This is a genomic window from Bradyrhizobium sp. WSM2793 (genome assembly GCF_000379585.1).
GTDB lineage: Bacteria > Pseudomonadota > Alphaproteobacteria > Rhizobiales > Xanthobacteraceae > Bradyrhizobium.
In genome coordinates this window covers 44,675-64,419 of record NZ_KB902796.1, presented here as the reverse complement: position 1 = coordinate 64,419, position 19,745 = coordinate 44,675, and the positions used below count along the sequence as shown (strand labels likewise).

The 19,745-nt window shown below is 63.7% G+C and carries 18 protein-coding genes; 5 read left to right on the top strand and 13 right to left on the bottom strand.

Translation table 11 applies throughout. The annotated features are described in order from the left end of the window. Nucleotides 1-44: 44 nt before the first annotated feature. Entirely contained in the window at nt 45-1,100 is a 1,056-nt protein-coding gene (pstS, locus tag A3AS_RS43870; protein ID WP_018320745.1) for a phosphate ABC transporter substrate-binding protein PstS, read from the bottom strand. 356 nt (nt 1,101-1,456) lie between these two features. Between pstS and A3AS_RS0127465 the strand changes: the two genes are divergently transcribed. From A3AS_RS0127465 to A3AS_RS0127450, 4 genes are all read left to right on the top strand, one after another. Next, the gene (locus A3AS_RS0127465; protein ID WP_026202414.1) at nt 1,457-2,308 is read left to right on the top strand and encodes a 3-hydroxybutyryl-CoA dehydrogenase; all 852 of its coding nucleotides are present in this window, start codon (nt 1,457-1,459) and stop codon (nt 2,306-2,308) included. 267 nt (nt 2,309-2,575) lie between these two features. Next, the gene (locus A3AS_RS0127460; protein ID WP_018320743.1) at nt 2,576-3,040 is read left to right on the top strand and encodes a group III truncated hemoglobin; all 465 of its coding nucleotides are present in this window, start codon (nt 2,576-2,578) and stop codon (nt 3,038-3,040) included. A 262-nt stretch (nt 3,041-3,302) separates the two neighbouring features. After that, nucleotides 3,303-3,956: a ubiquinol-cytochrome c reductase iron-sulfur subunit gene (locus A3AS_RS0127455; RefSeq protein WP_026202412.1), complete on the top strand. Its 654-nt coding sequence runs from the start codon at nt 3,303-3,305 to the stop codon at nt 3,954-3,956. Between the two features lie 117 nt (nt 3,957-4,073). Beyond that, nucleotides 4,074-5,801, top strand: a complete 1,728-nt coding sequence (locus A3AS_RS0127450) for a methanol/ethanol family PQQ-dependent dehydrogenase (RefSeq protein ID WP_018320741.1) — start codon at nt 4,074-4,076, stop codon at nt 5,799-5,801. A 281-nt stretch (nt 5,802-6,082) separates the two neighbouring features. Here A3AS_RS0127450 and A3AS_RS0127445 read toward each other — a convergent pair whose 3' ends face one another. From A3AS_RS0127445 to xoxF5, 7 genes are all read right to left on the bottom strand, one after another. Beyond that, nucleotides 6,083-6,340, bottom strand: coding sequence for a hypothetical protein (locus tag A3AS_RS0127445; protein ID WP_018320740.1), 258 nt, complete (start codon nt 6,338-6,340; stop codon nt 6,083-6,085). Nucleotides 6,341-6,412: 72 nt separating this feature from the next. Next, the gene (locus A3AS_RS0127440) at nt 6,413-8,740 is read right to left on the bottom strand and encodes a molybdopterin cofactor-binding domain-containing protein (protein ID WP_018320739.1); all 2,328 of its coding nucleotides are present in this window, start codon (nt 8,738-8,740) and stop codon (nt 6,413-6,415) included. 1 nt (nt 8,741) lies between these two features. Next, a complete protein-coding gene (locus A3AS_RS0127435; RefSeq protein ID WP_018320738.1) occupies nt 8,742-9,194 on the bottom strand; it encodes a (2Fe-2S)-binding protein in 453 nt (150 codons plus the stop codon). Nucleotides 9,195-9,826: 632 nt separating this feature from the next. Next, a complete protein-coding gene (gene gfa, locus A3AS_RS0127430) occupies nt 9,827-10,390 on the bottom strand; it encodes an S-(hydroxymethyl)glutathione synthase (protein WP_018320737.1) in 564 nt (187 codons plus the stop codon). Between the two features lie 32 nt (nt 10,391-10,422). Then, nucleotides 10,423-11,532: an S-(hydroxymethyl)glutathione dehydrogenase/class III alcohol dehydrogenase gene (locus A3AS_RS0127425; RefSeq protein WP_018320736.1), complete on the bottom strand. Its 1,110-nt coding sequence runs from the start codon at nt 11,530-11,532 to the stop codon at nt 10,423-10,425. A gap of 60 nt (nt 11,533-11,592) precedes the next feature. Next, nucleotides 11,593-12,081 carry a c-type cytochrome, methanol metabolism-related gene (locus A3AS_RS0127420; protein ID WP_018320735.1) on the bottom strand — a complete coding sequence of 163 codons (489 nt, stop codon included), beginning with the start codon at nt 12,079-12,081 and terminating at the stop codon, nt 11,593-11,595. A 111-nt stretch (nt 12,082-12,192) separates the two neighbouring features. Beyond that, the gene (gene xoxF5, locus A3AS_RS0127415) at nt 12,193-13,995 is read right to left on the bottom strand and encodes a lanthanide-dependent methanol dehydrogenase XoxF5 (RefSeq protein WP_018320734.1); all 1,803 of its coding nucleotides are present in this window, start codon (nt 13,993-13,995) and stop codon (nt 12,193-12,195) included. Between the two features lie 511 nt (nt 13,996-14,506). Between xoxF5 and A3AS_RS0127410 the strand changes: the two genes are divergently transcribed. Beyond that, nucleotides 14,507-15,475, top strand: coding sequence for a helix-turn-helix domain-containing protein (locus A3AS_RS0127410; RefSeq protein ID WP_018320733.1), 969 nt, complete (start codon nt 14,507-14,509; stop codon nt 15,473-15,475). A 37-nt stretch (nt 15,476-15,512) separates the two neighbouring features. Here the strand turns inward: A3AS_RS0127410 and A3AS_RS0127405 are convergent, their stop codons facing one another. The 5 genes from A3AS_RS0127405 to A3AS_RS0127385 all read right to left on the bottom strand — a co-directional run bounded on the left by A3AS_RS0127405 (nt 15,513) and on the right by A3AS_RS0127385 (nt 19,742). After that, nucleotides 15,513-15,938, bottom strand: coding sequence for a hypothetical protein (locus A3AS_RS0127405; RefSeq protein ID WP_018320732.1), 426 nt, complete (start codon nt 15,936-15,938; stop codon nt 15,513-15,515). A 145-nt stretch (nt 15,939-16,083) separates the two neighbouring features. Continuing rightward, entirely contained in the window at nt 16,084-17,073 is a 990-nt protein-coding gene (locus A3AS_RS0127400) for a tripartite tricarboxylate transporter substrate binding protein (protein WP_018320731.1), read from the bottom strand. Nucleotides 17,074-17,183: 110 nt separating this feature from the next. Next, entirely contained in the window at nt 17,184-18,209 is a 1,026-nt protein-coding gene (locus A3AS_RS0127395) for an FUSC family protein (RefSeq protein WP_018320730.1), read from the bottom strand. A 250-nt stretch (nt 18,210-18,459) separates the two neighbouring features. Continuing rightward, entirely contained in the window at nt 18,460-19,389 is a 930-nt protein-coding gene (locus A3AS_RS0127390) for a transporter substrate-binding domain-containing protein (RefSeq protein ID WP_018320729.1), read from the bottom strand. Further along, nucleotides 19,386-19,742, bottom strand: coding sequence for a cytochrome c (locus A3AS_RS0127385; RefSeq protein ID WP_026202411.1), 357 nt, complete (start codon nt 19,740-19,742; stop codon nt 19,386-19,388). The genes A3AS_RS0127390 and A3AS_RS0127385 overlap by 4 nt, the downstream gene beginning before the upstream one ends. Nucleotides 19,743-19,745: the final 3 nt, after the last annotated feature.

Genomic DNA, 19,745 nt, shown 5'->3' with positions numbered 1-19,745 from the left:
GGCATGCGGAGAGCCAATCTCGATTGACAGGCCGCCGTCGCTGTTCAGCGCTTCACGCTAGCCGATGCCGAGACCGTGGGGGCTGCCCCGATGCTCTGCTGCCAATAGCGTTCGATCTGGTCGATCAAGGCAGGCGGGAGCGGGACATAGTTGAGCGTCTGGGCCTCGGATTTTCCGTTTTCCAGCGACCAGCGGACGAAGTCGATGGCGGCTGTCGATCGTTCCGGTGATTTCGGCGCCTTCGGCATCAGCACGAAGGTCGTCGCCGTGATCGGGTAGGCGTCTTCGCCGGGCGCGTCGGTGAGCACGAGATGGAAATCCTTCTCCGCCTTCCAGTCCGCGCTTGATGCCGCCGCCTGAAAAGATGCGGCGTCGGGCACGACGTAATTGCCGGCGCTGTTCTGCACGATTCCAAAGGAAATCCGGTCGAGCCGTTGCAGCGCATAAGTATATTCGAGATAGCCGATCGCGCCGGGTATGAGACCGACGAGCGAGGCGACACCATCATTGCCGCGGCCGCCGAGGCCAAGCGGCCACTCGACGGAGGTGCCTTCGCCCACGCTGGCTTTCCACTGCGGGCTGACCTTCGACAGGTAGTTCGACCAGTTGAATGTCGTGCCGGAGCCGTCGATGCGATGGACCACCGTGATCGCAGCGTTCGGCAATCTGACGTCGGGGTTGATCGCGGCGATCGCCGGATCGCTCCAGGATCTGAGCTTGCCGAGATAGATATCGGCAAGCACCTGCCCGGTGAAGCGGATCTGGCCGGGCTTGACGCCGTCGATATTGACCACTGGCACGACGCCTCCGATGACGATCGGGAATTGCATCAGGCCGAGCCTGTCCAACTCCCTGGGGTCGAGCGGCATATCGCTGGCACCGAAATCGACGGCTTCCTTTTTGATCAGGCTGAGGCCGATGCCGGAGCCGACCGCTTGATAGCTGACGACGTTGCCGGTCTTGGCCTTATATGCGTCGGTCCATTTCGCCATCACGGGCGAAACGAAGGTTGAGCCGGCTCCTCTGGTCTCGGCTGCCAAGCCTGGCGTTGCGACGAGCAGAGCGGCGAGGATGATGGGAAGTGCAATATGTGTCTTCATTTGCGCGAGGCTAACAGGTGGGGCACGAAGCCGATGTGGTCGATCTCACAATTGCGTCGCGAGGCATTCGCGGTGGCCATTGCGCGCCGACTACACCACGCCGTCAGCTCCGCCGCGTCGTCCGATTGAGGGAGGCCGCTGTCCCGGCCGGGCAGGGACGCAATTTTGGGGCAAATTACGCGCCATGCGGCCAAATCGGCCGTTTCGCGCCCGTCGGCGGCTTTATTCCCGCCGTGGATGCTTTAAGGAGAGGCAGGATCAGGTCGCAGGCGCCCCTCGGCGGTGCTAGAGCCTGATGCAGGGAATAATGGGCCGTGCCGTGTCGGCGGGGCCGCAAGGATGAAGGATATGGAGCAATGATCCAGACCGTTGGCATCATCGGGGCAGGGACCATGGGGAATGGTATCGCGCAGGTCTGCGCGGCGGCCGGGCTCTCGGTCGTGATGGTCGACATTTCCGATGCGGCGGTGAACCGCGGGCTGTCGACCGTCGGCGGCAGTCTCGAGCGTCTGGTCAAGAAGGAGAAGATGTCGGCGGCTGATCGCGAGGCGGCGCTCAAGCGCATCACCGGCACCACCGACCGGGCGAAGCTTGCCGATTGCGATCTCGTCATCGAGGCCGCAACCGAGAACGAGGAGCTCAAGGTCAAGATCCTGAAGGATCTCTGCGCGACCTTGTCGCCGCGAACGCTGCTTGCGACCAACACCTCGTCGATCTCGATCACGAAGCTCGCTGCGGCGACCGATCGTCCTGACCGCTTCATCGGCATGCACTTCTTCAACCCGGTGCCGGTGATGGCGCTGCTGGAGTTGATCCGCGGCCTGCAGACCTCCGACGACACCCACGCCAAGGCCCTCGATTTCGCCAAGCGCGTCGGCAAGGTGGCGATCACCGCCAAGAACAGCCCGGGCTTTGCCGTCAACCGCATCCTGTGCCCGATGATCAACGAGGCGATCTTCGCGCTCCAGGAGGGGATTGCGACCGCGGAAGAGATCGATGCTGGCATGAAGCTTGGTTGCAACCATCCGATCGGGCCGCTGGCTCTGGCCGATCTCGTCGGGCTCGACACCATGCTTTCGGTGATGGAGGTCTTTTACAAGGGCTTCAACGATCCTAAATACAGGCCAGCGCCGCTGCTCAAGGAGATGGTCGATGCAGGCCATCTCGGCCGCAAGACCGGGCAGGGCTTCTACAGCTACGGTACGTGATCTGTCATCGCGACAAAGACGGTTCCGTAGGGTGGGCAAAGCGAAGCGTGCCCACGTTCCGTGGCCGTATCGGACTGATGGTGGGCACGGCGCAAGTGCGCCTTTGCCCACTCTACGATACTGATCAAGGAGCAGGTGCCGGGCTCGAAACGCCGCGGCCCAATCCCGCAATTTGCGCCAGGACAAAGATGTCGGGCGCATTTGGCCTGACAATGTCGAACGGGCGGCTCGCGGGAACGCGGGAACAACGAACGGAAAACGAAGGATATGTCGGATCGACTGAAGGCCGAGCGCGAGGCGGCGGCCGCGCGGCGGAACCTGTTGACCCAGGATGCGATCGAGCGCACCGGGATTACCGAAGAGATGATCGGGGAACTCGTCACCCGCTTCTATGGCCGCGTGCGCGAAGATGCACGGCTGGGCCCGGTGTTCGGGATCGTGCAGAACTGGGACGAGCATCTCGCCAAGCTCAGAGATTTCTGGTCCTCGGTCGTGCTGATGAGCGGCCGCTATCACGGCTCGCCAATGCGGGCGCATTTACCGCTGAGCCTGGTCGGCGATCATTTCGACCGCTGGCTCGATCTGTTCGAGCAGACCGCGCGCGAGGTCTGCCCGCCGCCAGCAGCTAGCCTGTTCATCGACAAAGCGCGCCGCATCGCCGACAGTTTTGAGATGGCATCGGCCACCGTCTCCGGTTCTATCGCCGCGCCGCGCCACGTGCTCAGGTCCTGACGACGACCGGCTGCCTGCAAAACATGCAGGGTCGTCGCGCTGCGTTTGCGCAGCGCGACGAATAGCGCGTTGCACCAATTCCAACATCATCGGTCTGATCTGCAAAATCATCATGCCGCTCGCGCGGCGCGACGTTGAATTGTGAAAAGGCGCTTGAACACGTTCATCGTTGTTCAATCAACGCGAGCAAAGCCACATTGATGCACTGCGGTGCCAACTCTTCGCCTTGTTTTCGGCAGAGTTCCAGTGCCTGCTTGTGAACATGTCCCGCGCATCGTTCACAACCAATTCATCACCGTCCGAGAATCCTGGGAAACCCGAAGCCGACGCCTGTGCCGAGCAGACGCGGCGAACGATCCTGCTTGGCGCGCTCGCCACCACCGCCTGCCTCGGTTGCTCCGCGTCTGCGCACGCGGGCGAGGATCCGCCCGGGTCCGACGAACGGCCGCAGAAGGGCGATGTGCTCGTCTTCTCCGAAGGCGACAAGGAGGGAAAGCCCATCACCGCGGCCGACCTGCCGGCCGGCGGACCGCCGGTGCATGCCTGGCCGAAGGATCCCAAGACATCGGTGGTGCGCAGCGCCTCCCGGCTCAACGAGATCCTGATCATCAAGCTCGATCCCGCCGAGCTTGACGAGAAGACGGCCGCGCGCGCCGTCGACGGCATCATCGCCTATTCGGCGATCTGCTCGCATGCCGGCTGTCCCGTCACCGCCTGGGTGAAGAGCGATGTCGGCGACAAGGAGGTGTTCAAGTGCATGTGTCACAACTCCGAATACGATCCTCGTGCGGGCGCACAGGTCGTGTTCGGCCCGGCGCCGCGACGGCTCGCGGCGCTGCCGTTGGCGCTCGCTGACGGCTCGCTCAGCGTCGCCGGCAATTTCATCGGAAAGGTAGGTGGCGCGCAGCCAGGATGACGGACGGTGCGGGCCAACGCTCGCGTCACGAGAGGTCGTATCCGCCGTTGGGCGGACGACGGGACGAACGACAAGAATTCAACACAAGAATTCAAACGGATGAAAAGGGGAACGTCCATGACCAGGAAGCAATGGTACCTGTCCGGCTTCGTCGCCTTCACCTGCCTCGCCTCGACCGCCGCCGTGTCAGGTCCGATCGAGAATTACGCACCGGTCACCGCACAGCGGCTGGAGAATCCGGAGCCAAACAACTGGATGCTCTATCGGCGCACCTATGACGGGCACGGCTACAGCCCGCTCGATCAGATCAACACCTCCAACGTGAAGAATCTCACGCCGGTCTGGACCTTTGCCACCGGCGTCGTCGAAGGCCACGAGGCGCCGCCGATCGTCAACAACGGCGTGATGTTCGTGGCGACCCCGATGGGACAGGTGATCGCGCTCAACGCCAAGACCGGCGACGAATACTGGCGCTACAAGCGGCAGCTCCCCGACGATCTGTTCCAGCTGCACCCGACCAGCCGCGGCGTTGGCCTCTGGGAGGACAAGCTCTACCTCGCCACCACGGACGACCACGTCGTCGCGCTCGATGCCAAGACCGGCAAGGTGGTGTGGGACACCAAGGTGCAGGACTACAAGAAGGGTCAGTACATGACCCTGATGCCGCTGGTCGTCGACGGCAAGGTCATTGTCGGCGGCTCCGGCGGCGAGTTCGGCGTGCGCGGCTATATCGCGGCCTATGATGCCAAGGACGGCAAGGAGCTGTGGCGAACCTTCACCATTCCAGGCGAAGGCGAGCCGGGCCATGACACCTGGCAGGGCGACGATTGGAAGAACGGCGGCGGCTCGGCCTGGATGACCGGCAATTACGACAAGGAGACCAAGACGATCTATTGGGGCGTCGGCAACGCCGCGCCATGGCCCGGCGAGACCCATCCCGGCGACAACCTCTATACCTCCTCTGTGCTTGCGCTCGATCCGAGTACCGGCAAGATCAAGACCTATCACCAGTACCACCAGAACGATTCCTGGGACTGGGACGAGGTCGATGCGCCGATGCTGATCGACCTGCAACGCGATGGCCGCAACATCAAGAGCCTGGTCCATCCGGGCCGCGACGCGATCTTCTGGGTGCTCGAGCGCACGCCGACCAAGATCAACTACGTCGCCGGCTGGCCGTTCGTCTCGACCGACGTCTGGAAGGGCATCGAGCCCGAGAGCGGCAAGCCGATCGTCGACCCCGCGCACAAGCCGGTGATCGGCAAGCGCGTCGAGTTCTGTCCGTCGCTGTGGGGCGGCAAGGACTGGCCGTCGGCGGCCTACAGCCAGAAGACCGGCCTCGTCTACGTGCCCGCCAACGAGAATTTCTGCGGCGGGTTCACCGGCGAGAAAGTCGCCCTCAAGCCGGGTGAGCTCTGGCTCGGCACCAAGCCGGAAGACATCGGCCTGAAGAAGAAGCCGGGCGCGGATCATTTCGGCGAGCTGCAGGCCTGGGATCCCACTACGGGCAAGAAGGTGTGGCAACACAACTTCCCGAAGTCGCAGCTGTTCGGCTCGGTGACGGCGACCGCGGGCGATCTCATCTTCGTCGGCGGCACCAATGACCGCAACTTCCGCGCCTTCAACGCCAAGACCGGCGAGCTCCTGTGGGAGCAGAAGACCAACTCCGGCATCATGGGCATGCCGGTGTCCTATGAGATCGACGGCACCCAATACATCGCGATCCAGTCGGGATGGGGCGTCGACGCGCAACGCATCCAGGACGCGCTGGTTACCAACAACATCGGCATCGAAGCCAACGTGCCGCAAGGCGGCGTCATCTGGGTGTTCGCGCTGAAGAAGTAGCTCCGCGGCGGATCGAAAGAAGCGGAGCAGCAGGGGGGTGGCGAATGCGGCGGACGGCAACGTCCGCCGCATTTTTGCGATGGAAGGCGTCGAACGCGCTTACTTCCCTTCTCCCCTTGTGGGAGAAGGTGGCGCGAAGCGCCGAATGAGGGGTTCTATCCGCGCTCTCATCGCGAGGTGGACTCGCCGAGACAACCCCTCACCCAAGTGAGCTCGTGTCAGCCAGCGTCGCTGCCCTCTCCCGCAGGGGGAGAGGGCGCATCAATGCGCAGACGCGAAGGCTATTTCCCCTGACGCTCCACCTTGTCCTTTTCCTTCTGGTTCATCTCGCGAACCTTGGGATCCGGATTGTGCTGTCCGGTGGTCTGGGTGGTGGAGGCAGGCGGGGCGGCGTTGGGCAGCGAGTTCTGGTCCGGCGCGGTGGGGCGTGTCGCGGTGGCCGGCGGCGTCGTGTTGCTCTGGGCGAATGCGCCGGAGGCCGTCACAAGAAAGGCGCCCGACAGCAACGAGACTGCGAGCGCCTTTGAGATATTTGTCATCGATCTGCTCCTGTCAGATCGATGGAAACGGGGCGAGACCGCTTGTGTTCCGTCTCGCGCCTCTGTTCCGTCTCACGCTTCCAATTGTTTGCCGATCGGAAGCGAGCGGATGCGTTTTCCGGTCGCCGCGAAGATCGCATTGATCAGCGCCGGTGCGAATGGCGGAACACCGGGCTCGCCGACGCCGCTCGGCGGCGTGTCGGGTCCGGGCGGCACGATGTAGACGTTGGTCACCACAGGAGATTCATCCATCCTGACGACCTGGAAGTCGTCAAAGTTCTTCTGCTGCACCTTGCCATCCTTGAAGGTGATCTCGCCGTATTTGGCAAGGCTCAGCCCCATGATCGCCGCGCCTTCGATCTGCGAGGCGATGCGCTCGGGGTTGACATAGGTGCCGCAATCGATCGCCGTGTCGACCCGTGGCACCGTCAGCTTGCCCTTGTCGTCGACGGCGACCTCGACGATGGTCGCGATGTAGCTGACGAAGCTGCGGTGCACCGCGATGCCAAGGCCGTGGCCCTTCGGTACCTTGCGTCCCCACTCACCCTTCTCAGCGACCAGTTCGACCACCTTGCGCAGGCGCGCGGTGTCGATCGGGTAGCTCTCCTGGGGCTCGCCGTAGTTCCAGAGGTCTTTCACCTCCGGTTTGACGATGCGCGGGCTTCCGATCAGCGCGAGCAGCGTCTCCTTCTGGTCGCGGCCGGTCGCTTGCGCGATCTCGCCGACCATTGATTGCACCGCGAAGGCGCGCGGGATGTTCGAGACCGAGCGGAACCAGCCGATGCGGGTGAACGCCGCGGCTTCCGGATTCTCGCACGAGATGTTGGCGATCTCGAACGGCATGTCGACGAGGCCCATGCCGATCTCGAACGGGGCCTGGTGCACGGTCCCGGCAGCGAACGTCGAGGCGATGCTGGGGGCCACGCTGCGATGGCGCCAGGCGACCACCTTGCCGCTCTTGTCGAGGCCGGCCTCGATCCGCTCGACCGAGACGGTATGCAGGAAGCCGTTATGGATGTCGTCCTCGCGCGTCCACTGCACCTTCACCGGTGCGCCGAGCTCCTTCGAGAGCAGCGCGGCCTCGAGCGCAAAGTCGCATTTCGACTTGCGTCCGAAACCGCCGCCGAGAAGCGTGACGTTGACGGTGACGTTGCCCTCGGGAATGCCGAGCGTCTTGGCGACGTCCTCGCGGGTGCCGCCGGGGCTCTGCACCGGCGCCCAGATCTCCGCCTTGTCGCCCTTGACGTCGGCGACCGCCACCGGCGTCTCCATGCTGACATGAGCAAGATGCGGGACGTAGTACTCGCCGACGATCACCTTGTCGGCGCCCTTCAGGGCAGCGTCCGCATCGCCCTCCTTGCGCAAGACGAGGCCCGGCTTGCGCGAGGCTTCCTCGAGCTCCTTACGGTAGGCGACGGAGTCGTATTTGCCGTTGGGACCATCGTCCCAGACCAGCTTCAACGCATCCCGGCCCTTGATCGCCGCGCCGGTGTTGCGCGCGATCACGGCGACGCCGCCGAGCGGCTGGAACTTTGATGGCCACGGCCAGCCTTGAACCTTCAGCACTTTCTCGACGCCGGGGACCTTCAGCGCCGCATCGGGATCGAACGAGACCAGCTTGCCGCCGGTTACCGGCGGGCGCGCGATCACGGCATATTTCATGCCCGGCAGCCGCACATCGGCGCCGTAATGCGCCTTGCCGGTGGTGATGTCGTGGAGATCGACGATGCCGACCTGGCCCTTGCCGAGATACCGGAAATTCTTGGGATCCTTCAGCTTGAGGCCTTCGATGCTGGGCACCGATTCCTTGGCGGCGTCGGCAGCGAGCTCGCCGAAGCCGAGCTTGCGGCCGCTAGCGCTGTGGACGACCTCGTGATTGACCGCCTTGACCTCGGTCGCCGGCACGCCCCAGCGCTTCGCCGCGGCCTGCTCCAGCATGGTGCGGGCCGAGGCGCCAATCTGGCGCATCGGGATCAGATAATGCCGCGTGCTGCGCGAGCCGTCGGTGTCCTGGTTGCCGAACTTGACCTCGTCGCCATGGGCTTGCTGCACCTTGACCCTGGACCAGTCGGCTTCCATCTCCTCGGCCACGATCAGCGGCAGGCTGGTGCGGACGCCGGTGCCCATTTCCGAACGGTGACCCACGATGGTCACGATGCCGTCGGGCGCGACCGAAACGAACACGCGCGGATCCACCACGACACCGTGCGGCATCTTGCCGGCGCCGGTCTCGTAGGCCAATGCCTGGCGCGACATCACGGGTGCGGCGAGCACGAAGCCGCCGGTGATGCCGAGCCCCTTCAGGATGCTACGGCGCGAGACCTTCTCGACCTTGATGTTCTTTTCGAAGCCACGTTTTTGGAAGCTATGGAGCTTGCCGGGATTGTCGATGAAATTCATGTCACACCCCCGTCGATGCGAGATGGACCGCGTTCTCGATGCGCTGGTAGCAGCCGCAGCGGCAGATGTTGCCTGACATCGACTCGCGGATCTGGTCGTGCGAGGGTTTCGGGTTGTCCATCAGAAGCGCGGCGGCCTGCATGATCTGACCGGCCTGGCAGAAGCCGCATTGCGGTACGTTGACCTGGCGCCACGCCTTCTGCACCGGATGATCGCCAGTTGGATGCAGCCCTTCGATCGTGGTGACCTCGCGGCCGGCGACGTCATTGACCGACGTGATGCAGGCGCGCACGGCCTGCTTGTCGACGATGACGGTGCAGGCGCCGCACAGGGCCTGGCCGCAGCCGTACTTGGTGCCGGTCAGTCCGGCCTCGTCACGCAGGAACCAGAGTAGTGGGAGATCCGGGTCGCCGTCCCAGCTCTGTTCCTGGCCGTTGATCTTCACCTTGATCATGATCGTCCCTCGCTCTTCATAAGCATGCCAAATTCAAAACTTGCCGACGCCGGTCGGCGGCGGGTCGTGCCTAATCCCGCCCTCGTCCCGCGCGGGCAGATCCCGGAGGGAGGCAGGAACGCCAATGGCGATGTCTGGATGTGCTCGATACCTCCCCCGTTTTTGTTCTTAATTGATTGAACGTCGTGCGGCATCGTGACGGCGCGATCGTAGCAGAGATCACCACCGCCCGGCGTTCACAGCCGGGTGTTCTCACCGGGAAAAGATTGCATCGATGGTTTGTCAAAAGCAGGGCGCATCAGCGCGCCGCGTGGGCCGCGTGTTCGCAAACAGGGGGTGCGATGAAAAAAGCTTCGTCCGCCAGAAAGACTGCGCGGACGAAGCAAGGTGCCTCAGTCGAGGGAGGGAGAAACGCAGGGGCCGGGAACTTCAAGACGGAAGTTGGCGGCGCTGCGCAGTCATTCAGAGACCAGGACTGAGGGAGCCAATCACGCTCGCATACGCGTAGCTTGCAGAGGCGGCGGCATCGCCGCGACTGTCTCGGGGCCGGGTCCGGGCTCGCTGGCACTGATCGAGGCCAGCGAGCGGATAGGGCATGGCGAACGTCCGACCGCCTTGCTCAGGCGGCCTTGTTAGGCAGCCTTGGCTTTGGCGACGTGGGTCGCGATCGCGTCCATCAGCGCCGGTGACAGGCAATCATAGGGCTCGAGCCCGATTTCCTTCAGCCGCGAACGGATGCCCGCCATCTGCTCCGGCTTCACGCCCGCTTCGATCACCGAGGAGACGAAGGCGGCGAATTGCGGCGCCTGCGAGCCCTGCTCCTGGAACAGCTCGGGATGAATGAAGTCGAGACCGTAGAACGGGTGGCCCTTGTTCTCGATGCGGCCGTACATGTGGGTGCCGCACGCCTTGCAGGCGTAGCGCTGGATCACCGCGGACGGATCGACGATCTGGAGCTTGTCGCCGTTCTCGAGCACGGTGACGTTCTGGCGCGGCACCACGGCGACGACGGAGAACGTCGCGCCCTGCGGCTTCCAGCACTTGGTGCAGCCGCAGGCGTGATTGTGGGCGACGTCGCCCTTGATGCCGACCTTGACCTGGTGGTCCTTGCATTTGCAAGCCAGCGTGCCGCCGGCGAAGCTGCCGCTGCCCTGTTTGAGGCCGTTGTCGATCGATGGATGGAGTGCAACAGTCATGGGTCGATCCTCCTTGGGGTGACGCTTTCGAGCTAGTAGACGACGACTGAACGGATGGATTTGCCCTCGTGCATGAGGTCGAAGCCCTTATTGATCTCTTCGAGCTTGAGCACGTGGGTGATCATCGGATCGATCTGGATCTTTCCGTTCATGTACCAGTCGACGATCTTCGGCACGTCGGTGCGGCCGCGGGCGCCGCCGAAGGCCGTGCCGCGCCAGTTGCGCCCGGTGACGAGCTGGAACGGGCGGGTGGCGATCTCCTTGCCGGATTCGGCAACGCCAATGATGATCGAGGTGCCCCAGCCGCGATGGCAGGCTTCCAGCGCCTGGCGCATCACCGTGGTGTTGCCGGTGCAATCGAAAGTGTAGTCGGCGCCGCCATCGGTGAGGCCGACGAGGTGCTGGACGATGTCGCCGGTGATCTTCTTGGGGTTGACGAACTCGGTCATGCCGAACCTGCGGCCCCAATCCTCCTTGGAGTCGTTGATGTCGACGCCGATGATCTTGTCCGCGCCGGCCATCTTGGCGCCCTGGATCACGTTGAGGCCGATCCCGCCGAGGCCGAACACGACCACGTTGGAGCCGGGCGTGACCTTCGCGGTGTTGACGACGGCGCCGACGCCGGTGGTGACGCCGCAGCCGATGTAGCAGCTCTTGTCGAAGGGGGCGTCCTCGCGGATCTTGGCGACCGCGATCTCCGGCAGCACGGTGAAGTTCGAGAAGGTCGAGCAGCCCATGTAGTGATAGACCGGCTTGCCCTTGTAGGAAAAGCGGCTGGTGCCGTCGGGCATCACGCCCTTGCCTTGCGTCGCGCGGATCGCGGTGCAGAGATTGGTCTTCTGGCTGAGGCAGCTTTTGCACTGCCGGCATTCCGGCGTGTAGAGCGGGATGACGTGGTCACCCGGTTTCACCGAGGTCACGCCAGGGCCGATCTCGCGGATGATGCCCGCACCCTCATGCCCCAGGACCGACGGGAAAATTCCCTCGCTGTCGAAGCCGTCGAGCGTATAGGCGTCGGTATGGCAGATGCCCGTCGCCTTGATCTCGACCAGGACTTCGCCGGCCTTCGGTCCTTCCAGATCGAGCTCGACGATCTCGAGCGGCTTCTTGGCTTCGAAAGCGACGGCGGCACGTGTCTTCATTGGTAGCTCCTCAAATTCTCGCAAGGTGCCAAGAGGTAGTCTCGGCAGCCTCAGCAACGTTCATTTATGGCCCATGCAGGCGTCTTCCGCCTTGGTGTAGGCCTCCGTTTTCTCCTCCTTCTTGGAGGGACGCTGCCGACCCCATGCTTCGGTGGAGCGGGCGCGCAGATAGACGTACAGATCGTCCATGTAGCAGGCGACGTTCGGATTATCGCCGAAGGCGGGCATGACGTTCTCCTGCGCGGTCGAGATGTTCTTGCGACCGGAGGCGACAACGCCGAGGAAGTCGCCATAGCTCATGGACTTGACGGAATCCTTGAGCGCCGGCGCGTAGGTCGAGCCCATGCCGTCGGGTCCATGGCAGACGTGGCAGTCGGAGTGATAGCGCCGGTATCCGGAATAGGTGAACCAGTCCACGGTGCCGTCGGAAATCTTGTAGGTCGGAGTGCCTTCCTTATCGAGCCACTTTCCGTCGTCTTCCTTCTTCACGGCGGTCGGATCGCCCGGACCGTCCGCGACCGCAATTCCTCCGGACGCAACCAAGATCATCGCAGCAATGACAGAGCAGATTTTACGCAAGAGATTCATCCTCGAAGGAGCCCGGGGGAGACGAGCCGGCGCGTGGAGTTTATTCCACGCGCCGGAGCGATGCTGATGGGCCTAGTTCGGCAGCGCGAACACGGTCAGCGTACCGCCGAGTGCCGTGTAGTTGCTGAGAGCCGCGTAGCCACCGACCGCGCCGAGACCTGCGGTCGGATCGGTCAGGCCTGCCGCCAGACCGATGCCGGCCCAGCCGCCGACGCCGGAGAGCACTGCGACATACTGCTTGCCGCCGTTCTCATAGGTGGTGACGTTGCCGATGATGCCGGAGGGAGTCTTGAACTTGTAGAGCTCCTTGCCGGACTTGGCGTCGACCGCCTTCAGGTAGCCTTCGAGCGTGCCGTAGAACACCACGCCGCCGGCGGTTGCGAGCGCACCCGACCAGACCGAGAACTGCTCCTTGTTCGACCAGACGATCTTGCCGGTCTTGCCGTCCCAGGCGATGAAGTTGCCCATGTGGGTTTCACCCGCCGGCGGATACATCGAGAGCGTCGCACCCACATAGGGCTGGCCCGCGGTGTAGCTCACCTTGAACGGCTCGTAGTCCATGCAGACGTGGTTGGTCGGAACGTAGAACAGCTGCGTGTCCGGCGAGTAGGCTGCCGGCTGCTCGTCCTTGGTGCCGAGCGCGGCCGGGCAGATGCCCTTCACGTTGACGTCCTCGCCCGCCTTGTCGGTCGAAGCTGCGTCGAGCACCTTCGGACGGCCGTAGGTCGGCGAGTTCTTGTCCATGTCGACGCCGGAGGTCCAGTTCACCTTCGGATCGTACTTTTCGGCGACCAGGAGTTCGCCGTTGGTGCGGTCCATGGTGTAGGCGAGGCCGTTACGGTCGAAATGCGTCAGCAGCTTGCGCGGCTGACCGTTGATCGACTGGTCCGAGAGGATCATCTCGTTGACGCCGTCATAGTCCCATTCGTCGTGGGGCGTCATTTGATAGACCCACTTGGCGACGCCGGTATCCGGGTTACGCGCCCAGATCGTCATCGACCATTTGTTGTCGCCGGGACGCTGCTTCGGATTCCAGGTCGAGGGGTTGCCCGATCCGTAGTAGACGAGGTTCAGCTCGGGATCGTAGGAGATCCAGCCCCAGGTGGCACCGCCGCCGATCTTCCACTGATCGCCTTGCCAGGTCTTCAGGCTGGAATCCTTGCCGATCGGCTTGCCGAGCGCGGTGGTCTTGTCGTCGACCAGGAGCTGGTTGTCCGGTCCTTCCGAATATCCGCGCCATGCCAGCTTGCCGGTCTTGATATCGTAAGCCGACATATGGGCCTGGACGCCGAACTCGCCGCCGGAGATGCCGATCAGCACCTTGTCCTTGACGACCATGGGGGCCGACGTGCCGGTCTCGCCCTTGCTCGGATCGCCATTCTTGGCGGTCCACGCAACTTGACCGGTCTTGACATCGAGCGCGACGAGGGTGGTGTCGGCTTGATGCAGGAAGATCTTGCCGTCGCCGTAGGCCAGGCCGCGGTTGACGGTGTCGCAGCACATCACCGGGATGACGTTCGGATCCTGCTTCGGCTCGTACTTCCAGACGATCTTGTTCTCCTGCGAAAGGTCAATGGCATAGACCTTGTTCGGGAACGGCGTGTGGACGTACATCATGTTGCCGATGATCAGCGGGCCGCCTTCATGGCCGCGCAGCACGCCGGTCGAGAAGGTCCAGGCCACCTGGAGCTTGCCTACGTTCTGTGCGTTGATCTGGTTGAGCTTGGAATAGCGGGTATTGGCGTAGTCGCCGGTCGGCATCACCCAGTCTTTCGGGTTCTGCGACATCTTGACCAGCTCGTCATTGGCTGAGGCGCCCCCGACGGCGAGCGCCGCCGCGGAGCCAAGAAAGGTCGCCAGTAGCACCTTGCGCATAGTTATTCCTCCGTTGGTCTCGTTTATTGTTTCCGAAGCAATACTGATTCACCGGGCTTCTCGTCCGGCGTCTGCTCGTGCAGGGCGGTCACGATTGGGACCAGAAACGATGCTGTGCTGTTTCCTCCTCCTGATGAGAGCCACGGGTCCACGTGCAGGAGCGGCCCGTTCTTGTTGTTCCTGCCGCAATCCCTAACGACTTCGTCATCGGGAAACTTGCCCAAGAGAGAAGGCGGTTTGCTTGATAGCGCACGGACGCGAAGATTTTGATTTTGCAGTAGCGAATTCAGCGGCTTCCGCATCGCTTTGACAGTGCCTTCAACGCTCAGGTTCCCCTTGACGGCGCTGCAACTAAGGCGGAGGATTAAGTTTCAAGGGTGGCAATGGAACGATGGCGCTCGTGCCAAAAGACCGCTCAAATTCGAGGTAAACGTCACGCAATCACGGCTGAGGGCTCCGGCAGCGCTGGTTGCGATTCGCGTCTCTCCGGATCAAACCAGTGGCTGGATTAATGTCCGACACCATTCACACGCTCTCGACGACCGGCATGACGCCGAAGCGCCAGATCCAAAGCTGGATCGACGGGCTGACGAGTCTGTGTGGGCATTTCGACGTCGATCCGCTGGAGGCGTCCTCGCTCGAGGGCCGCATCGACTACACCAGCGTCTCGCGCCTGAAGCTCTGCCAGATCGAAGTGAGTCAGCATCGCATCGCCCATACGCTGGCGCGCGCCAAGGCCAACGAGCATCCGTACATCAAGATTCACTTCCAGACTTACGGCGTGTCTTATTTCGAACAAGAAGGCCGCCACATCGAAATCAACCCGGGCGACATCATCGCCTATGACGTCTCCTGCCCGCATTCGATCATCAGCCCGGCCTTCACCCGTCACGACGTCGTGATCGTGCCGAAGGCGCTGCTGCGCGATCGCGGATTCCCCTCGCAGCGGATGCCCGCCTGCAAGCTGTCGTCGAAGACAGGGACGGGGCGGATCGCGCACGATTTCGTTCATGCGACCTTCGACGAGGCGGCAAAGCTGTCGGCAAACAGCGCGGTCGGCGTCGCCGATTCGCTGATCGACCTGTTGCTGCTGCCGCTGCGCGAAGCCGACACGATGTTCGACCGTGTCGGGCCCGAAGCGATGTATGTGCGCGCGCAGTTCTTCATCCGCGAGCACCTGCGCGATCCGGATCTGTGCATCGACCAGATCTCGACCGAGCTCGGCTGTTCCAAGCGCTATCTACACATGCTGTTCTCGGAGCGCGGCACCACGGTGAGCGACTACATCTGGCAGGCGCGCCTGCAGAACTGCCGCCAGGAGCTCGAGGCCCACGCCGGCAAGACCATCACCGACGTCGCGTTCTCCTGGGGCTTCTCCAGCTCATCGCATTTCAGCCGGGTGTTCCGGAAATATTTCGGCGTGGTGCCGTCCTCGATCCACAAGGCGCAGCAGGCCACCGCGAGTTCGGGCGAGCACTAGGCCGGACGCAAGGGGCTGTCAGCGATTGCGATCTCGCTTACGCCGACGTCGCAATATAGGGAATGCTGACCACGAGAGCGACGAGCAGCACCGCGTTGCCCAGCATTCCGCTCCAATGTAGCCTGCGCAACCGACGCGGGGCTTCGGCATCGCCGGCGTCCCTTGCGCTGAGCTGGTCGTCCATCCGCCGCATGAACCAGCTGCGCCCCCAGATTGCCAGGGCAGCGATCATGCCGACGCCCATCGCAGCCGCCAGGCGGCCGTCGAGGAGGAAGGCCACCGTTCCAATCACGGCGGCGATGCGCATCACCAGAAAATGGGCGTTGAACATTCCGCGCAGCAGCTGGGCGACGGGCTGGATATCGAGCTTCACCAGCAGGAAGGCGGGCGATGCCAGCGTGAAATAGCCCATCGGAAAGAGCAGGATGACCATGACGGCGACAGCGACTCCATCCGGTGTCATGCAATCGGCCTTTCCCGTTCCGCCCCGATGAAGGCTCTCGGCGGTGGCGCACAATCATAGCGTGAAATTGCGTTTCCGACACTAGGGCTTTGGTCGGAAGCCGGCCCGGGAAGGACGGCGGGCGCGCTCCGCCGTCCCTCGATCCTCAAGCCGGCTCGAGGCCGAGAGACTTCGCGCTCTCGATCCAGATCGGCAGTTCGCGCTGATACAGGGCGTTGCTCTCCTTGAAGCCGATTGCGGGTTCGAGCACGAAGGTCGTGAGAACTTCCTTCACTTTCGGATCGTTGTTGGCGGCAACGCACAGCTCAGCCAGGCGGTCGACGACCGCTTGCGGCGTCGCCTTCGGCACGGCCCAGCCCGAGAAGCCGCTCACGGTGAAGAATTTCGAGGTCGCGCCCTGCTCCGGGAGGGTCTTGATAGCAGGGATCGCATCGACCTTCTTCGAATGCACCGCGAACACGGTGCCGCGGTCGCTTTGCAGGACCGACTGCGCCGCCGTGTAGCTGCCCATCGCGGCATCCAGCGTGCCTTCGAGCATCCCCGTCCACATCGGGGCTTCGCCGCGGTAATGGACCGGCTCGATGGACAGGCCATACTGCTTGTTGAGCTCGTTGATCGTCATGTGCGGGGCCGAGCCGGCGCTATAGGTGCCGAAGTTCACCTTGCCGCTCTTGCGTGCGAACGCGACGAAATCCTCCAGCGTCTTGACCCCGGTCTTGGGGTTCGCGACCAGCAACAGGCCGGCACCCGGAATGACGCTGACGAGCGCCAAATCCTTGTCCATGTCGTAGCCGGGATTCTTCATCACCACCCGGTTCATGATGTAGGTGGTCGAGATCGAGCACAGCATGGTGTGGCCGTCGGGCTCGGCGCGGGCGACTTCGGCGGTGCCGATCGCGCCGGAGGCGCCGGGCTTGTTCTCGACGACGACAGTCTTGCCGACCTGCTTGGAGATGAACTCACCATAGGCGCGCGCGAGCAGGTCGGTCTGCCCGCCGGCGGGATAGCTGCAAATCATGCGAATCTGCCGCGACGGCCACGCGGCTTGCGCCGAGGCGTTGCGCATGAGGAAGGGCATCGCAAGTGCGGTGGTACCGGCGGCGACGAAGTGGCGGCGATCGAATTTGGCGGACATGATTCCCTCCTGATTTTGGCCGAACCTACTGCATCAGGCTGGCGCCGCCATGGCCGGCGAGCGAGACAGATTGGCGCATTCGACACAGCGGCGAGGTGCCCATTCGCGCCTCACCCGGGGGGCGACCGCGCCTTACGCATGATGCGCAGCCACACGATCTCGGTCAGGGCCACGGCAATGAGGCCAAAGCTGCCGCCGATCAGCACGTTGACGATGCGCTCCTCCGCGATGCCACTGGCGCCGCCGGCAAAGGAGGCCGCCAGCGCGATGAAGAAGCAGCGCAGGCCGAAGCCGAGGATGTAGCGGGAAAACGAGATCAGCGTGAGGGTCGCCGCCAGCACCGCGAGCGCATAGCCGACGCGGCTCTGCGGCAATACGATGCCGGCGAGGAAGCCCAGCGGCACGCCGACGAAGGCGCCGATCGTACGCTGCTTCAGCTTGTCGGTGGACGTCGAGAGATCGCCGACCACGACGCTCGCGGCCGACCACATCACCCATTGCCCCTGCGCAAGGTTCAGGATCTCGACCAGCGCCGCCGCCGCGAACACCGCCATGGCGGTTGCCAGCGCGGGCAGCAACCACTCGGGCGCGGGCGGCCCGAACGAGGTTGCGGCATCGCCTTGCCGCCGCTGGTCGTAAATCCGGATGGCGCAGACCAGCGCCAGCGCGATCGGCGAGGAGGCGATGATCACGCCGGCATGCCGCAGCGCTTCGGCGGCGCTCACGCCCTCGCGCACCTCGCAGGCGAGATAGATGGCGGGGATGAATACCCAATTGCCCAGCGTGCGGAAATGCTCGCCATAGCGGGTCCCTGCCACCGCCAGAAAACCGGCAAGCGCCGTCAGCACCGCGAATAGCGGCTTGATCGGGGCTGCCAGGAAGAGTGCGGCAAAGGTCACGAGGATGGCGAGGTAGTGCCAGACGATGACTTTCGGCGGAAAGTGCTGCCTGAGCGCGGGAATGAGCAACGAGACCGCGACCAGCCCGAGATTGAGCAGCGCCGTTTCGCGCGCGATGAAATAGGCGGCCACCATGGGTCCGACGACAATCAGCGCGCGCAGCAGCTCGGCGGTTTTGATTTCGCGGGAGAGCAGGTCGCGCAGGTTGGTGGCGGACGGGCTGATGGGCGAATTCACGGAGCACCAAAGGGGCGAATGAAAAAGCCAAGCATAGCACGGAATGATGCAGAACTTTGCGTAGGGCCCGACGGCCTCGCCACACCCTCGTTGTCATCGCCCGCCTTGTGCGCAATTGCGCACTGGGGCGGGCGATCCAGTACTCCGTGACGGTTGTGATTGACCCGTTGGGCCGCGGCGTACTGGATGCCCGCCTTCGCGGGCATGACAGCGGAGCGCTCGGAGGTGCTGCCGCTCGCCGCGACCAGCTCTACCGCTGAATGATCTTCATCCAGACATCGCCCAGAATCGCAGGCTCGCGCGGTGGCAGATAGGTGAGCCCTGCCTGCTTGCCGAGTTCTGCGATCCTGCCTTCGGCCGCGAGCCCCGTCAGCGCCTTGTTGACGGCGTCGATCAGCGCGCCATCGCTGCCCAGTCCGACATAGCCGCGATTGGCGCCGATCGGATAATAGTAGCCCGACGCGGTGATCGTCGTGTCCGGATGCGCGGCGCGATGGGCGTCGAAGCGGCCGAGGTCGATCAGCGTCGCGTCATGGTCGCCGCGCTGGAGTGCGCCCAGCAGATCGTCGCGGCCGGGGACGAGATGGGTGATGTTGTCGATCAGCCGCCCCTTGTCGAAGGTCATCAGGATGGCGTCGCCGAGCGAGCCGCTTTCGATGACGAGACGAAGGCCGGCGAGATCGCCGATGTCGCCGATCTTGCGGCCGCTTGCCTTCGGACCGAGCACGACCGTCATCGGCGAATAGACGTAAGGCTGGCTCGGCGCGAGCACGCCGAGTGCGACGCGGCGCCGCCGATCGTCGCGCGTGGCCCCGGCGAAGTCAGGCAAGCGCGCCGTCTTCATCCCGGGGGCGACGAGCGAATCCTTCGTCAGCGCGTAGCCGCCGACGAGCGAGCAGCGGCCATCCGAGAGCAACGCATTGGCCTCGAGCTGGGGACTCGAATCCTCGTCCAGCTTGCTCTCGAACCACTGGATCGTCAGCTTCCGTCCGAGCCGCTCCGCCATTGCCTGCGCCAGCAGCACGTCGAAGCCGGCATCCGGCTTGCCGCGGTGGTGCATCGAGAACGGCGGCCGGTCCTCGTCGAGACAGATCTTCAGGGGATCGTCGGCCGCAAGGGCGACCGACGCCATCGTCGAAAGGAGGGCCGCAATGCTCCATGCAGCACGCCGGCCCCTCATGGCTTCCTCCGGCTGGAGATGAAGGCCCAGAGGGAGCCGATCTCCTCGTCGTTGAGGATATCGCCCCACGGCGGCATCTTGTTGTTCTTGCCGTTCTTCACTGTGGTGATGAAGCGGGTCTTGTCGTCGGGGATGGCACGCAGGTCCGGCGTGATCGTGCCGGAGTTCATCAGATTGGGGCCGTGGCAGTGCGAGCATTTCGAAGCATAGGTCGACTTGCCGTGGTCGATCTGTGCCTGCATGGGATTGCCGGTTGCGTCGTCCGCGGCGCGAACGGTCGCCGCAAGCGCGACCGTCAACCCCGCGACGGCGGCGAGGACCGCCGCCGTCTTGTGAGATGGTTTTCTCAGCATCAT